Below are 14,385 nucleotides of genomic sequence, written 5' to 3' on the forward strand. Positions count from 1 at the left end.
CTCGACTTTGGTTAGGCTCGAGATCTCACTGCCGAACCTCCCAGGAGTTGGGTTCCGATGCCCTCAACCGTCTTCGAGCCGCGGATCGTGCCGGATCCGCCGGTCTGGCCGCAATCCGTCGTCACCGTGGTGGGCAATCCCAAAGCGGGGTCGCGGACGGCGGCGGCTGCCGCGTCTGTGGCCGAGTTGCTTGCGTCTGAGCTCGGTACGCCGTATCGGATCGACGAGCTGATTGATCTGGTGACGTTTGCGCCGGCGATCTTCCAGGGGGAGGGTGCGGCGGAGGCGGATCGGGAGGCGCTGGACAGTGCGATCGAGCTGGTGTCGTCGGCATCGGTGATCGTCCTGGCTACGCCTGTCTACAAGGGGAGTTATACGGGGCTGCTGAAGAGCTTCCTTGATGTACTGCCGCATCTGGCGCTGGCTGGGTCGGTTGTCGTGCCGGTCACTGTGTCGGCCGCGCCTAGCCACAAGCTGCTTGCTGACCTGCACCTCCGTCCGGTCCTCGCCGAGCTCGGCGCCAGCGTGCCGACTCCGCCGGTTGCTCTGGAGGAGAAAGACTTCGAAGACCTCCAGTTGCCTGTGTCGGCTTGGCTTCGTCGTCATGCTGGGTTGGTGCAGGCAACCACCATCGCGCTCCAGCCGGTAGCCGAGCCGACCCCCGCCAAATAACACCCGCCGGATCGCGCTGCGCGCGATCCGGCGGGTGGAGGTGAGCTGGGGTCCACGGACAAGGTGCTGGCCGAGGACCCCAGTCCTGTCCGAGGCGCCTGCGTGGGGTCAGTCGGCGCGTGCGGCGGCCTCGGCAGGTCGGGTGGCGAGGGACTTGGTGGCGGGGATGAGGGTGGAGAGCATCGTCAGGACGAAGGCGATGCCGATGATGATGAGGTAGATCCAGATGGGGCCGGAGGGGGTTGCGCTGGTGGAGACTGCTGAGGCGTAGGGGAGGAGGGTGGCCAGGGCTACCAGGGTGCCTAGGACTATGCCGGAGAGGGCTACCAGGATGCCTTCTGTGGTTAGCATTCTGAGGACTTGGCCTCGGGTCGAGCCGGTCAGGCGTTGGAGGCCGAACTCGCGGCGGCGGCGGACTGTGGCTGACGCCAGGGTGTTGACTACCGAGACCGCGGTGTAGGCGATGAGCATGCCGACCAGGAGGTAGTTGATCCAGGCTTGGGTTTTCAGATCTTCGTTGTTGCCGGCGATGAGAGCGTCACGATCGGCAACCTGTACGCCGGGAGTCGCCGCGGCGAGCTTGGCCAGGGCGGGGGCGATCGACGCGCCGGGCTCGGCGCGGACGAGGATCTGCGGGGCGAGCCGATCGGTGGTGTGCGCGGCGACCAGATCGGCGGGGAGGACGATGCTTTCGTAGCCGCGTTCGGCTGCGAAGGTGGCGACGACTCGGAGGTCGACGGAGGCTCCGTCGCCAAGCGTCATCTTGATCGACGTACCGACGGGACGCTGGATCTTGTTGGCCACCAGGTCGGGCAGGGCGACCGTGTTGCCGGTCAGGCCCTCGAGAGAGCCGGTGGTCAGGCGTACTGGGGCGGTACCGTCCGAGCCCTGGGGTGAGATGCCCTGCAGGAGTGCGCCGTCCTCGTCGAAGGGCGCGTTCCGTGGCTCGTCGATGACGCCGAGGCTGGTGACGTATTCGGACGCGCTCGCGACACCCTTCAGCGCCTGGACCTGGGGGAGAAGCGACGGCGAGAGGCCGGAAGCTGTCGAGACGAGTACCGCATCGGCGCGCAGGTCCTTGGTGAAGGCCTTCGAGGCCGCGTCTACGTTGGTGGTCTGCATGTAGATGTTGGCGGTGGCGATCCCCACGGCCAGCATGACCGGCATCACGGCGGCCGACATAGCGACGGATCGCGCCGTCACGTTCAGGATCGCGAGCCTGCCGTTGACCCGGCTCACCGCGTAGAGCGGCCAGCGGAGGATGCCGAGGATCAGCTTGGTGACCAGCGGACCGAGTACGGCCAGACCGATCGCCCAGCAGAGCACAGCGGGACCAGCGGTCGCACCGGCCAGCGGGCCACTCATCACGGAGCCGGTCACGATCATCAGCGCGAGACCACCACCGACGAAGAGCATGCCGATCACGAGTCGTACCCAGCTGAACCACTTGGTCTGCAGCGACGAGTCGACCAGCGCCTCGACCGGCCGGATCTTGGCCGACCGGCGCGACGCCATGAACGCCGCGCCGACTGCCGCCAGTACTGCGGCTCCCGCACCGGCAGCGAACGGGATCAGCCCCTGGTAGAAGGTCACGTCCGGCGACGCCACCCCGTTCTTCGAGAGCTGATCGAAGAGGAAGCGCCCGAGCAGCGCACCGGGAATCACGCCGGCCAGTACTGCGGGCAGCGAGACCAGCATCGCCTCGCCCAGGATCATCCGCCGGACCTGGCCCGGCGTCGTGCCGATGCTGCGCAGCAAGGCGAACTCGCGCTGCCGGTGCTGGGCGGCCAGGGCCAGCGTCGAGGCGACGACGAACATCATCGTCATCGTCGCGATGCCACCGAACGAGCCGGCCACCGAGATCAGCACGACCTTCTTGACGGCCGCGTCCGGGTGCTCGACCTGGCCGCGGTCGAGACCGATCAGTGCGGACACGTCGGCGGTCTTCTCGATCTGCTTCCGCAACGCCTTGAGATCGGTGCCGGGGGCAACGAGTACGCCGAAGGAGGAGAACTGACCGGGCCGGCCGGCGAAGCGGGTCGCGTCCTCGTCGGAGAAGAAGGTGTTGCCGGTGGGGCCATCGGCGATTCCGGCGACGGTGAAGGCGGTTTGCTGGCCACCGACCAGCAGGTTCACCTTGCCACCGAGCTTCGCATGGAGGCCCTGCGCGGTGGCTGCGTCGAGGACGACGCTGCCGGGGTGAGGCGCAGTACCGGCGGTGAGGTGGAAGGGAGCGAGCACGGCGGCCGACCAGTTGTGGCCCTCGCCCTTGCTGAAGCCCTGACCCTGGGGGACCGGGGCGGGGAAGGTCTGGTCGCCGATGACGTCGGTGACGCCTTGCAGGGAACGGATCTTGGCGGCGACCGAGTCGTCGATGCCGACCTGCTCGGTGAGGTGGGTGACGTCTTCCTTGCCCGGACGCAGATGGGTGAGCTTGCCGGTGACGACGATCGGCGCCGCGGCCAGGCGTTCGGGGGCGACGTTGGAGCGGATGCCGGTCTCCATCAGGCCACCGCAGGCGAGCACGATGGCGGTACCGAAGATGACGGCGACGAAGGTGGCGATGAAGCCGCTCTTGCGGTAGCGCAGGGTGCGGACGGCCAGGCGCATCATCGTCCGACTCCTGCTGCTTCGTGGGCGGCGCGGGCTGCCTGAGCTGCTTGGGCTGCTTGAGCGGCGCGGGCTGCGCGGGCGCCGAGGTGGGTGAGGCGGTCTGCTACCTGCTCGGCGGTCGGTGAGACCAGGCTGCCGGCCAGTACTCCGTCGGCGAGGAAGACGACCTGGTCGGCGTACGAGGCCGCGACCGGGTCGTGGGTGACCATGACGACGGTCTGGCCTTGAGTACGGACGGGCTCGCGAAGCAGGTCGAGGACGTCGGCGGCGGTCTGGGTGTCGAGGGCGCCGGTCGGCTCGTCGGCGAAGATCACCGCGGGCCGTGCGACCAGCGCGCGGGCGATGGCGACGCGCTGCTGCTGGCCGCCGGACAGTTCGCCCGGGCGGCTCTTGTGCTTGCCGCTGAGGCCTACCCGGTCCAGTACCTCGCGGACGGCGGCCTTGTTGGTGCGGCGGCCGTCGAGCTCCTGCGGCAGGGTGACGTTCTGCCAGACCGTCAGGGCCGGCAGCAGGTTGAACGACTGGAAGACGAAGCCGATCCGCTCGCGGCGCAGCTCGGTCAGCTGCCGCTCGCTCAGGCCGGCCAGCGGTACGTCGTCGATCGCGACCGTCCCGGCAGTCGGCCGGTCGAGCCCCGCAGCGCAGTGCAGGAAGGTGCTCTTGCCGGAGCCCGACGGGCCCATCACGGCGGTGAAGGTGCCCCGCGCGAAGCTGATGGTGACACCGTCCAGCGCGGTCACGGCGTTGCTGCCCTTGCCGTAGACCCGGCGTACGTCCTGCAGCACGACCGAGTGGTTCGATCTGGTGAGTACATCCTTGTTGCGCCTCATGGCTGACCCCTTGTAGCTATCCCGACTGACGAGATCGACGCTACGGAGACGCAGACGCGGTCCCCAGGGAGTTGGGCAGCCTCTGGGGGTAGTGCTAGGTCCCCTCTTCGTGGAGGAGGTAGTCGCGGAAGCCGGCCCGCACCTGGTGGACCAGTGGGTCGGTCCAGTCGGTGCCGTCGGCACTGAAGTGGCCAGTCAGTACGCCGTCCGTCCGGGTGCGGACGCGGATCGCCAGAGCGTCAGCCAGGCCGGTGTCCTTGGGGCCGGCGGCTGCGGCGACCTCTGCCTTGACCGTGCCGAAGGTGAAGCCGGTGGGCCATTGCTGGGGGACGTACTCGAAGAACGGGGTCCGCTGGGCGTCAGGGATCGTCTCGTAGATCGCTGAGGCCGGGTAGCGGGCATAGCGGCTGCAGCCGACTACTGCGTCTCGTACTGCGGCAATGTCGATACCTCGGGGGATGGCTAGGTATGAGGGGACGATGCAGGGGCCGAGTAGGTGTTGCCAGGCTGGGCGGTCGCGTTTGCCGAAGAGAGTGGTGAAGGCCAGGGTGTCGCCGGGGCCGACGTGGGGGTCCATGCCGTGGGCGAGTGCGGCCAGGTAGGTGACGAGTGGTGTGCTCCGGTGCTGTTTGGTCAGTGCGTCGACGGTGACAACCTCCTGGGCGCTGAGCAGGTCATCGCGGAAGGCCAGCGGATCGCCGGTTGAGGAAGGTTGTGGTGAGACTTTGGTGTCTCGGACTTTGGAGTGCCACCAAGCGGCGGCTTCGGTGCTGGTACGGCGTACTTGGTCTGTCTCTGCTGCCGTGTAGTCGGTGTACTGGGCAGGTGGTGGTAGCTCCTGCCCGCTGTAGAGGGCGGCTAGCTCGGTGACTGTCTCCCAGAGGGTCACTGGGTCGGAGACCATGTGGTGGAGGTGCAGGGCGAGCTGGTTGCCGGCTAGGAGCAGTCTGATTGGGCGGGCGATGTCTACCGGGGCATGCGAGCTGACCTCGTCGACGAGCTCCAGCGCTGAGCGGGGCTCGGGGTGGATGAGTTGGAGCCGGTCGCTGCAGACCTCTGTGCGCAGTACTTCGTGGCGCTGCTGCAACTGCTGGAAGGCATCAGCCAGTAGGTCAGGGTCCAGCTCGCCGTCAAGCGTCAGCACTGTGTTCATCGTGAACCAGGGGCCTTTGGCGAAGCCGGGGCGCTTCTCGTCCATCTCCAGGGCGAAGGTCTGCCAGAGGGAGGTCTTCATAGGAGCGCCTGGGAGTAGTCGGGGACGTCCGCTGCGACCAGTGCTTCGTGCAGGTCCTCCAGTACCTCCACAGCGAACCCCTTCTGCTGCCACTGCTCGAACGAGATGCCGAAGCCCAGCTCGATCCACAGGTCGGCATTGCGCTGCTCGTGCGGGCCGAACGGCTCCAGCAAGACTGTCGGCGTCGCAGACCACAGTGAGTCGAGCAGTGTGCCTCCGCCTGGCTTGCTTACGGTCGCGAGCGCCTGGCGACACAGGTCGTAGGAGCCGTGGTGCCCGGTCCGCTGGTGGAAGGTGGTCGGTTGTCCTGCCACTACCTCGCCGAACGGTGGATATCCGTCGTCGAGCCACGGGTGCCACTCCGGATCGATCATGAAGTAGCGGACACCTTCAGCGGAGAGGTCGCCGTCCTCGTACGCGACTACGTCCAGCTCGAAGCCTGCCTGGAGTAGGTCGTCGGCTCGCTCGCGGTAGGTGCCCATGCCCCAGCCGCCGCCATGCACGAGCAGCCGCTGGTCCCTATCCCGCCAGGGCACGGGCTCATCCCGGCTGACTGGGATGCTGCAGGGGATGATCAGGTTGTCGGCGTCTGCGAGCCAGATGTGCCGCACGGGCAGGGTGGTCGGCCCGGCCTTGTCGAAGGATGGCGACTGGACCGAGTCCACATGGCACACGTCTACGGGGACTTCGCCGTACTGTGCGATGTACCGCTCGACCAGTGGAAGCCAGAAGCCGGAGAAGACGACGAAGCGGGTTACTCCCCGCGCCTGCCAGCCGTCGAGGAGTGCGGTGACAGCAGCCTCCTCGGTGGAGACGGAGGCGTCGCGAGCGAGTTTCTGGCCGGCCAGCGCGATCCGGAAGTCGCGGTGGAAGGCCTGCTTGGAGCGGGCCGTGGTGGCGAGGGTCTCGGGTGGCATCAGGCGCTCCAGCACGGAGACGTTCGCGGCCTGGCCTTGTTCGACCAGGCGATCGGCGAGCAGCAGGCCGGGGACGTGGACGCCGAGAGCTACGCCCGAGGTGAGGATCTCGATCACAGTTGGTCCAGGTCCTTGTTCAGGTGCCGAAGGATCAACTTCACCATCGCTTCGCGGTCCGGACCCTCGTAGCCGCGAGGCGTCCCCTCGATCAGCATGATCAGGTAGAGATAAACCCGGTAAAGAACGAGAGCCTCGCCCAGTTCCAGCTCGCCGTACCCGGCCAGCAGATCGGCATCCGGGGCAGAGCGGAACAGGGTCAGCGAGGCGAACTCGGCGACCGGATCACCCCAGAACGCGCGCTCCCCGTCGATCACCCCGACGATCCGCCCGTCCTCGACGAGGATGTTGCCGTCCCACAGGTCGAAGTGGATCAACCGCGGAGTCTGTACCTCGTCCAGCAACTCGAGACGGCTGAGGACGAGTTGCCGCAACTGCTCGGCCGGCCGCGGCAGCTCCACGGCGAACCGGCTGGCATCGGCCAGGACGTCGTCGACCATCGACAGGAACGCCTCGCTCCAGGTGGAGACCAGCCCCTTCTGCGGATAGCCGAAGGCCGAGCCGGTCACCTCGTGGAGCGTCGACACGATCCCGCCCAGTTCGCGCTGGAGAACGGCCCGCTCGTCGTCGGGCACGCCTTGCATCGTCGTACCGGGGAGGGCCGTCATCAGCAGGTAGTCGTCGCCGCTGTGGATGACCTCGGGCACCGGCGCCTTGCCGCGGGCCGCTTGGTAGAACAGGGCTTCGGTGCGGATCAGGTCGTGCTCATGGCTCAGGACCGGCGCGTCCGGGTCGGGGGAGACCTTCAGGATCAGGTCGGAGCCGATCCGGTAGACGGTGTTGTACGTGCCCTCGGTCAGCTCGGTGACCTCGCCGCTGGGGTCGACGCCGGCCTCCACCAGGATCTGGGTGATGCCCGGGCGGTCGAGTTGGCGCTTGTTGCTCATCGGGTGTCCTTGCGGCGGAGGGCGTCGGAGTAGATCTCGTCCATCAGGGTGATCCGCGGAGTGGCCGCGTCCAGGTCGTCGGTGGTGCTGTCGAGGATCCGGGTCAGCTGGCGTTCGTAGTACGAGATCGCTGGGAAGCCGATCACTTGGCGGTCGCCGTCGGTGGGGGTGACGATCAGGTTGAGCGGTACTGCGCCGGCGACCGGGCGGAGGAAGTTCCTCAGCTTGACGGTCGCGCGTTCGAAGGTGAACACGTGGTCCGAGATGTGTTGCTCGCCGACGTCGGCGGTCAGGGTCGCCTCGACACCCGTTGCCCATCGCAACGAAGCCTCGAAGGAACGGTCGACGCCGTTGGGTCCGGCGAAGTCCGATCGGCCCTCGACGCTTGTTGGCTCGAGTCCGATCGTCGCCTGGACGGCCTGCAGCCAGTAGCTCGCGGCGTCGAAGAAGATGCCGCCGCCCAGCTCCGGCCGATCGCGATACCCACCAGGAGCCGGTACTGCGAACCTGATGCTGGTGTGCGCCTTGATCAGCGGGCCATAGGTCTCGTCGTGGATGAAGTCGTGAACCGTCTGCTGCCACGGGTGGTTCGCGGTCGCGACGGCCTCGAAGACCTTCACGTCCGTGGCGGCGAAGGACAGCTCGGCGAGCTCCTCGGCGGTGAGGCAAAGCGGCTTCTCGACGATCACGTGCTTGCCGGCGACCGCCGCCCGGACCGCCCAGCGGTGGTGGGCGGAGTTGTGCAGGGAGATGTAGACGGCATCGATCGCCGGGTCGGCGAGCAGGGCCGCGTAGCTCTCGTGCACGACCGGGATCTCGTGCCGGCTGGCGTATTCCTTGGCGCGGACGGGATCGCTCGCGGCGACTGCTCTGACGCCGGCGCCCTGCTGGAGCAGAGTACGTTCGGCGATTCCGGTGGCTCCGATCAAGCCGATCTCAAGCGGCATCGGTCATCCCTCGTGGTGTCAGGCCGGCCGAGATCACTTCGGTCAGCAGGCGTTGCCGCCATCGGTGGATCTCACCGGCGGCGCAGAAGACGGCGACGTGGACCCGCCCGCCGGGGGACGCCAGCGTGCTCCCGTTGAGCACCGTGACGCCTGGCTGTGCGGTTCCGGCGTACCGGATGGGGTCGAAGGCCCGGATCAGGTCTTCGACGGACTCGCCGGGGGCGAGGTTGAGTTCGAGTTGCCAGAGGTGGCCGGTGAGGCCGTGCTCCCTGGCCTGGCGGTCGAGGCGGATCGCGAGCAGGCCGAGTGACTGCCTGGCGTTGATCTCGAGGACGGGGATCACGGTGCCGTCGTCCAGCAGCATCGAGTCGATGCCTACCGGGCCCCAGTAGCCCGCCTCGGTGAGGGCGGGGATGACTTCGGCTACGGTTTCGGCGTACCAGCCCTGGTCGATCAGTGCCGGGGTGGCGGGGCTGGAGCCGAAGTGGCGGAAGCCGCGGTTCGTCATCTGCTGGATGCCGAGGAACTCCCAGCCGCCGTCGCGGTCGAGGTGGAGATGGCCGGAGAAGTCGTGTTGCTTGGCGAACTTCTCCTGGACGACGAGCTCGACCCGCAGGCCCTTGTCGACCTGCTTGCGGAGGACTCGCTCGATCGCCTTGAGGACGCCGGGGGAGCTCGCTTCGAGCAACGCCCGGCCGGAGACGCCGTACGGATCCTTGATCAAGGCCTTGAAATCAAGGGAAGTGACGGCGTCGGCCAGCTCGTCGGTACTCCGGACGACTCGCCCGGCGCCTGGCAGTCCGAGCCGCCGGACGAGGTCGTCGGACCAAGCTTTCGAGTTGACCTGGGCAACCACTGCTGGTGCTGGCAGCAACTGTTCGGCGAGCGTCCAGGTCTCCGGCAGGACGGCGTACGGTGCGATGGCGGCACCGCGGATCCGGCTCATGATCGCCTGATCGGCCAGGACGTGCCGCTCGATCGGGCCGGGGCCGGGATCGCCCAAGGCCAGGTGATCGAAGCGCAATCCCATGGCTGCAAGGCCTTCTCGGACCGCCGCCGACATCGGACGTCTGGTGATCAGCAGGTCGCCGGGATCGCAGAAGCCGGCGAGCAGCTCGTCCATGGCGTCGACGGCCGGATCAGGGCCGCCGCCGATCGCCGGGAGTGCGGCCAGGTCGGTCGGGCGCCAGCGTGACTCGGCGTCGAACGTTCCCAGCCGCACCACGAGTGGATCGGTCATCGCACCGGGGCCGCCAGGTTGGCGACGAAGGTACTGAACTGGCGGACCGAGCGCAGATCGTCCAGCTGCAGGTTCGGGTAGTCGAGCTCGAGGTCGAACTCGTCCTCGATCGCCAGCAGGAAGGTGATGGTCTGCAGCGAGTCCAGGCCGTACTGCTCGACCAGGTCGGCCTCGGGGCCGATCCCGTCGGCGGTGATGCCGTTGTCGAGGACCTTGGCCAGCACGACCTTGACGCGTTCTTCGATCTCCACCTCAGACTCCGTTCAGATAAAGGAGAATGCACTTCGAGCAGACCGGCATCATGCCGTTCTCGGACATGATCCGGCGGACCTCTTTGAAGGACTGGCTCTGCCACAGATCGTTCACCGACTGGTCGTACAGGTTGCCGACCACGAACTCCGGGAAGAACTTGCAGGAGCTGACGGCGCCGTCGGCGTGCACCTCCATCCGGTTCGAGACCGCGAGGCACTTGCTGCGGTGCTGGGCCGGGCGCGACGTACCGAGGATGAAGTCGGTGACCTCGTCGTCCTCGAGCTGCGGCTGGTAGCGGAGCCGGACGTTCCAGGCTCGGGAGGCCAGGCGGGCCATCGAGTCCTTCAGGGCCGGCAACTCCTCCTCGGGCAGCTGGTAGGTGTACGAGTGCCAGGTCGGCTTCTTGGTGTCGGTGCTCGGGTTCAGCCAGGAGAAGGTCTTCTCGTACAGGGCGTCCATCGAGTTGGCGACCTCGGGACTGATGTACCAGGGGAACTGGAAGTAGACCGTGTTGACGCCGAGCTCCTCGGCCCACTCCATGAACTCGTACATCTTGTGCACGGTGACGTGGCTGACCATGCACGACAGCGACAGCTCGCCGTCCCACTCGCCCTTGCGTTTGAGGTCCAGCATCAGCTGGATGTTCTCCATCGTGCGCTTGAAGGTGCCGCGGCCGCGGAGTGCCTCGTGGTCCTCGCCGAGGCCGTCCAGGCTGACCAGCAGGTTGAGGTTCTCGCCGATCTTCAGCAGGTCGTCGAGTTTGCGCTTGAACAGCAGGCCGTTGGTGCACATGTTGACGGTCCGCGGGTACTTCACGAGGAGGTCCGCGACCTGGTCGAACTTGGTGTGCATGAGCGGCTCGCCGCCCCACAGGAAGAGCTTCGAGCGGACGGGGGCGGTGGTCCGCAGTACGTCCTCGATCACCTCGAGGTCCAGTTCGGTCTTCTGCTTCTGGGCGCTGAAGTCGCGGAAGAAGCCTTGCTCGTTCCACTGGTAGCAGTGCGTGCAGCGCAGGTTGCAGCGGTAGGTCAGTTGCAGGCTGACCTCCTGTGGCAGCGGTGCGGCGTAGCTGGGGTCGAGCAGGAGGTTCTTGCGTGCCTTGGAACGGATGGACACGGTGTGCTTGATGTCCGCGAATTCCTTGGTGTTCAGCGTTCGCGTCGTAGTGGGGCGCATACGATCTCCCTCAGGCTTGACTGGTTCTTCCGATCGACAAGACGCTCGCTCCGGCGATCACACCTCCCGTCGCGAGGACGAGTACCAACGCTGTGGACGTCCCGAGGTGCCCACCCAGTACGCCGGCCGCGAAGCCGCCGGTGAGTGCGCCCAACGGGACGGTGGAGGAGGTGACGGTGCGGGCGGTCGCGTGGACGGTGCTCTGCAGGGCGGCCGGGGTGACGTTCTGGCGGACGCTGGTGGTCAGCACGTTCCATACCGGCGTCCAGATCGACGCACAGACCCGGATCACCACGAGCACGATGGCCGGCGCGAACAGCAAACAGACCGGAATCCCCAACCAGAACACACCTTCCAGCCCGGTCAGCAGCAGCGTCCGGTGCGTCCCGATCCGATCCACCAGCCGTTTGGCCGCAACCGCCCCAAGCAACCCGCCGACCGACCCAGCCGCAATCAACAAGCCACCTTGCAGACTCGACAACCCCAACACCCGATAGGCGAAGAGCAGCAGCACCGCATCCACCATCCCGGTCCCGAAGCTCCGCACGGCCGCCCCGATCACCAACGGCTTCAAGACCTCGTGGTCCATCACAAACCGCAAGCCAACCCGAATCCGCCGCACCATCGCCTGCGGCGACGCTGCGGCGGGGGAGGGGGCTGTGGTGGGCTCCAGTGTTTGGATGCGTGTTCGGCCGACGGCTGAGGCCAGGAAGGGGAGGGCGCTTAGGAGGAGGCCGGCGTACGGGCCGGTGGTTTTGAGGGCTAGGCCGGCTAGGGCGGGGCCGAGGAGTTTGGAGAGGCTGTCGGAGCTTTGGAGGTGGGCGTTGGCGGGGACCAGGCCGCCGGGTGGGACTACGACTGGCAGGTAGGACTGGCCGGCTATGTCTACGAAGACGGTGGCGACGCCGGCCAGGGCGACCACGATGAGGAGTTGGGGGATGGTGGTCCAGCCCGCGAGGGCGGTCAAGGGGATGGTGGCGAAGAGGGTGAAGCGAAGTAGTTCGCCGGTGATCATGACGCGGCGGCGGGGGAGGTGGGTCAGCAGGGCGCCGGCGAAGAGGCCGAGGGTGGGGTAGGCGAGCCAGCCGATGGCGGAGAGGACTCCTACCTGGGCGGAGGACGCGTTCAGCGTCAGGATGGCGATGCTGGGGACGGCGAAACCGGTCAGCCGGTCGCCGACGAAACTCGCGGTCTGGCTGGTCCAGTACCAGTTGAAGTCTGCTCTGGGCGGAGCTGTCCCCACGGTCGTACGCACCGCACCTCCGACTCCCCAGCGCCGTTGTGCCTGCCTGTCGCCCGCTTAGTTCAAGCTCTGAAATAAGCGGCTCGGCACAACCTAACCGGGTAAGTCGCGAGTCTCAAGCCCTCCGTCACATCTCGATCGCAGACAGTCGCGAAGTGGGAGAAGCCTTCATTTTTGGCGGGTTCACAGGTCGTCGGGTGACTCGACCGGCTTCTTCCGCTCCTGCTGCAGCTGGATTTCGATCCGCGACTCGGCCGCCGTCGGCAGCCACATCTGTTCGAACGGGCCCATCATCGAAGCCCCGATCCCACGCCGCCGCGAGCGCGCCGCGGCCCAGGCGAGCAGCACCAGAAACCCCGCCACCACGGCCAGACTCACCAGCAGAATCCAGATGTCGTCGATCGCTCCCACCTCCGCTCGATGGACGTGGGGGAGCCGCCGATCGTTCCCCGGGCTAGACCGGTTTGGGGACCGGGCTGTTGAGCAGCGCCGCCAAACCGGAGGTGTAGCCCTCGGGGGTGACATCACCAAGCAGTAGGCGCTGAAGGACGAAGCCGGGGACCATCCCGAAGAGCACCTGGGCGATCAGCTTGGGATCGGCATCCGGATCGACCGTGCCATCGGCCTGGGCCCGCTCGGCCACCGCCTCGAAATGCCCCCGCAGAAGCCGGTACTTCGAGCAGGCGGTCCCCATGATCGTCTCGTTGTGCAGCGCCTCGGCCCACGCCTGGATGGCCACCCGGGTGACGTCGCCGCCGGGCTGGTCGGCGATCCCGACGATGTGCTCCAGCGTCGCCCGCAGGGCCGCGACCGGAGTGAGCGGCTCCTCGGTCGCGAGGATGCCCTCGAAGAGCTGGTCGATCGTGCCCAGCGCGTCGTCGGCGATCGCCGCGACGATCTCCTCCTTGCTCTTGAAGTAGCCGTAGACCGCGCCGGCCGAGAGTCCGGAGACCCGGATCACGTCCGCCATCGTCGTCTTGTGGAAGCCCTGGTCCATCACGCACTCGCGCGCTGCCAGGACGATCTCGCGGCGGCGGTTGGCGCGGTGTTCCTCAGTGACCTTGGGCATACGGCAAACATAAAACGAATGTCCGTTCTTGACAACAGAGGGTGATCCCGGCAGGCTCGGAACCAATAAAGAACGATCATTCGGTTTTTCCTGAGGAGCTGACCCAGATGTCCGAGGATCAAGCAGTCGTCGAGGAGGGCCGCCGGGTTCCGGTGGCGGTGGTAGTCACCCTGCTGACCGTGATGCTGACCGTCGTACTGATCGCGTTCGCCTGGCCGGCCGCGCGGTCGCAACCGCGTGACCTGCCGATCGCGGTCGCGGGTCCGGCGCAGACCGCCGCGCAGGTGAAGGGCGGGCTCGACCAGGCGATGCCGGGTGGGTTCGAGATCGACTCGGTCGCGGACCGGGCGGCCGCCGTTGAGGCGATCAAGGACCGTGATGTCTACGGCGCGATCGTGCTCGATTCGCAGGCGCCCGAGGTGCTGACCGCATCGGCCGGTGGCCCCGCAGTGGCCCAGATCCTCACCCAGTTGTCGACCAGGCTCGCGGCGGAAAATCCCGGCGTACAGGTGAAGGTGACGGATGTCGTTCCGCTGCCGAAGGATGATCCGCGCGGGGCCGGTCTGGCTGCCGGTGCGTTGCCGTTGGTGCTCGGTGGCATCATCGCCGCGGCCGTGCTGACCCAGCGGATCAGGGGTGGCGGCCGCCGGGTCGCCGGCGCGCTCGCTTTCGCAGTGACCGGCTCGCTGGCGCTGGCTGCGGTGCTGCAGTTCTGGCTGGGGTCGTTCGAGGGGAACTACCTGGCCAACGCCGGGGTCATCGCTTTGTCGATCGGTGCCATCTCGCTGACGCTCCTGGGCCTGGAGGGGTTGTTCGGATTCGTCGGCCTGGCTGCTGGTGGCGCGGTGATGATGCTGCTCGGCAACCCGTTGTCGGGGCTGGCGAGTGCGCCGGAGATGTTGCCGACCGGGTGGGGCTCTCTCGGCCAGTTCCTGCCGCCGGGGGCAGCTGGTACTGCGTTGCGCTCCGTGAGCTTCTTCGACGGCGCCGGGTCCGGGCGGTCGTTCCTGGTACTCGGCTGCTGGCTCGTCGCCGGGTTGGTGCTCTGCGGATTCGCCGCGATGCGGAGTCGGGGCCGGAGCGTCGTACAGGCCCGTTCGGAAGCGTCGCCGGTTACCGTTTGACAGATGACGGCGCGGTGACCGGATCGTTACGACCCGGTCTCCGCGCAACGGCGTCACGGCGAGG

Annotated in this window: 14 protein-coding genes; 2 read left to right on the top strand and 12 right to left on the bottom strand. The window is 67.3% G+C overall.

All coding sequences use genetic code 11. The features are described from left to right. Positions 1 to 57 precede the first annotated feature (57 nt). Entirely contained in the window at positions 58 to 672 is a 615-nt protein-coding gene (locus AB0M15_RS34925; protein WP_363828418.1) for an NAD(P)H-dependent oxidoreductase, read from the top strand. A gap of 108 nt (positions 673 to 780) precedes the next feature. Here AB0M15_RS34925 and AB0M15_RS34930 read toward each other — a convergent pair whose 3' ends face one another. The 12 genes from AB0M15_RS34930 to AB0M15_RS34985 all read right to left on the bottom strand — a co-directional run bounded on the left by AB0M15_RS34930 (position 781) and on the right by AB0M15_RS34985 (position 13,197). After that, a complete protein-coding gene (locus AB0M15_RS34930) occupies positions 781 to 3,285 on the bottom strand; it encodes an FtsX-like permease family protein (RefSeq protein ID WP_363828427.1) in 2,505 nt (834 codons plus the stop codon). Continuing rightward, positions 3,282 to 4,115 carry an ABC transporter ATP-binding protein gene (locus AB0M15_RS34935; protein ID WP_363828432.1) on the bottom strand — a complete coding sequence of 278 codons (834 nt, stop codon included), beginning with the start codon at positions 4,113 to 4,115 and terminating at the stop codon, positions 3,282 to 3,284. Before AB0M15_RS34935 ends, AB0M15_RS34930 begins: the two co-directional genes overlap by 4 nt. Before the next feature lie 94 nt (positions 4,116 to 4,209). Continuing rightward, on the bottom strand, positions 4,210 to 5,349 hold the full coding sequence (locus tag AB0M15_RS34940; protein WP_363828436.1) for a hypothetical protein: 1,140 nt from the start codon (positions 5,347 to 5,349) through the stop codon (positions 4,210 to 4,212). Beyond that, a complete protein-coding gene (locus tag AB0M15_RS34945; protein WP_363828441.1) occupies positions 5,346 to 6,383 on the bottom strand; it encodes a hypothetical protein in 1,038 nt (345 codons plus the stop codon). The genes AB0M15_RS34940 and AB0M15_RS34945 overlap by 4 nt, the downstream gene beginning before the upstream one ends. Further along, complete coding sequence (locus AB0M15_RS34950) at positions 6,380 to 7,270, bottom strand: aminoglycoside phosphotransferase family protein (RefSeq protein ID WP_363828445.1); 891 nt, start codon at positions 7,268 to 7,270, stop codon at positions 6,380 to 6,382. The genes AB0M15_RS34945 and AB0M15_RS34950 overlap by 4 nt, the downstream gene beginning before the upstream one ends. Further along, complete coding sequence (locus AB0M15_RS34955) at positions 7,267 to 8,217, bottom strand: Gfo/Idh/MocA family oxidoreductase (protein WP_363828448.1); 951 nt, start codon at positions 8,215 to 8,217, stop codon at positions 7,267 to 7,269. The genes AB0M15_RS34950 and AB0M15_RS34955 overlap by 4 nt, the downstream gene beginning before the upstream one ends. After that, positions 8,207 to 9,457, bottom strand: a complete 1,251-nt coding sequence (locus AB0M15_RS34960) for a hypothetical protein (protein ID WP_363828451.1) — start codon at positions 9,455 to 9,457, stop codon at positions 8,207 to 8,209. The genes AB0M15_RS34955 and AB0M15_RS34960 overlap by 11 nt, the downstream gene beginning before the upstream one ends. Then, complete coding sequence (locus AB0M15_RS34965; protein WP_363828454.1) at positions 9,454 to 9,708, bottom strand: phosphopantetheine-binding protein; 255 nt, start codon at positions 9,706 to 9,708, stop codon at positions 9,454 to 9,456. The genes AB0M15_RS34960 and AB0M15_RS34965 overlap by 4 nt, the downstream gene beginning before the upstream one ends. 1 nt (position 9,709) lies before the next feature. Beyond that, a complete protein-coding gene (locus AB0M15_RS34970) occupies positions 9,710 to 10,885 on the bottom strand; it encodes a radical SAM protein (RefSeq protein WP_363828457.1) in 1,176 nt (391 codons plus the stop codon). A gap of 10 nt (positions 10,886 to 10,895) precedes the next feature. Continuing rightward, positions 10,896 to 12,140, bottom strand: coding sequence for an MFS transporter (locus AB0M15_RS34975; RefSeq protein ID WP_363828460.1), 1,245 nt, complete (start codon positions 12,138 to 12,140; stop codon positions 10,896 to 10,898). 171 nt (positions 12,141 to 12,311) lie between these two features. Continuing rightward, entirely contained in the window at positions 12,312 to 12,539 is a 228-nt protein-coding gene (locus AB0M15_RS34980) for a hypothetical protein (protein ID WP_363828463.1), read from the bottom strand. 43 nt (positions 12,540 to 12,582) lie between these two features. Next, positions 12,583 to 13,197: a TetR/AcrR family transcriptional regulator gene (locus AB0M15_RS34985; RefSeq protein ID WP_363828466.1), complete on the bottom strand. Its 615-nt coding sequence runs from the start codon at positions 13,195 to 13,197 to the stop codon at positions 12,583 to 12,585. A gap of 107 nt (positions 13,198 to 13,304) precedes the next feature. On the opposite strand from AB0M15_RS34985, the gene AB0M15_RS34990 reads away from it, so the two are divergent. Then, positions 13,305 to 14,321: a hypothetical protein gene (locus tag AB0M15_RS34990; RefSeq protein WP_363828469.1), complete on the top strand. Its 1,017-nt coding sequence runs from the start codon at positions 13,305 to 13,307 to the stop codon at positions 14,319 to 14,321. Positions 14,322 to 14,385 lie beyond the last annotated feature (64 nt).

It is taken from the genome of Kribbella sp. NPDC051718, from assembly GCF_040681515.1.
Taxonomy (GTDB): domain Bacteria; phylum Actinomycetota; class Actinomycetes; order Propionibacteriales; family Kribbellaceae; genus Kribbella.

What these genes read in the sequence shown, in the direction of transcription:
- AB0M15_RS34985 (WP_363828466.1), bottom strand. Translation starts at nt 13,197, where the DNA reads ATGCCCAAGGTCACTGAGGAACACCGCGCCAACCGCCGCCGCGAGATC.
- AB0M15_RS34955 (WP_363828448.1), bottom strand. Translation starts at nt 8,217, where the DNA reads ATGCCGCTTGAGATCGGCTTGATCGGAGCCACCGGAATCGCCGAACGT.
- AB0M15_RS34940 (WP_363828436.1), bottom strand. Translation starts at nt 5,349, where the DNA reads ATGAAGACCTCCCTCTGGCAGACCTTCGCCCTGGAGATGGACGAGAAG.
- AB0M15_RS34990 (WP_363828469.1), top strand. Translation starts at nt 13,305, where the DNA reads ATGTCCGAGGATCAAGCAGTCGTCGAGGAGGGCCGCCGGGTTCCGGTG.
- AB0M15_RS34960 (WP_363828451.1), bottom strand. Translation starts at nt 9,457, where the DNA reads ATGACCGATCCACTCGTGGTGCGGCTGGGAACGTTCGACGCCGAGTCA.
- AB0M15_RS34970 (WP_363828457.1), bottom strand. Translation starts at nt 10,885, where the DNA reads ATGCGCCCCACTACGACGCGAACGCTGAACACCAAGGAATTCGCGGAC.
- AB0M15_RS34950 (WP_363828445.1), bottom strand. Translation starts at nt 7,270, where the DNA reads ATGAGCAACAAGCGCCAACTCGACCGCCCGGGCATCACCCAGATCCTG.
- AB0M15_RS34930 (WP_363828427.1), bottom strand. Translation starts at nt 3,285, where the DNA reads ATGATGCGCCTGGCCGTCCGCACCCTGCGCTACCGCAAGAGCGGCTTC.
- AB0M15_RS34925 (WP_363828418.1), top strand. Translation starts at nt 58, where the DNA reads ATGCCCTCAACCGTCTTCGAGCCGCGGATCGTGCCGGATCCGCCGGTC.
- AB0M15_RS34935 (WP_363828432.1), bottom strand. Translation starts at nt 4,115, where the DNA reads ATGAGGCGCAACAAGGATGTACTCACCAGATCGAACCACTCGGTCGTG.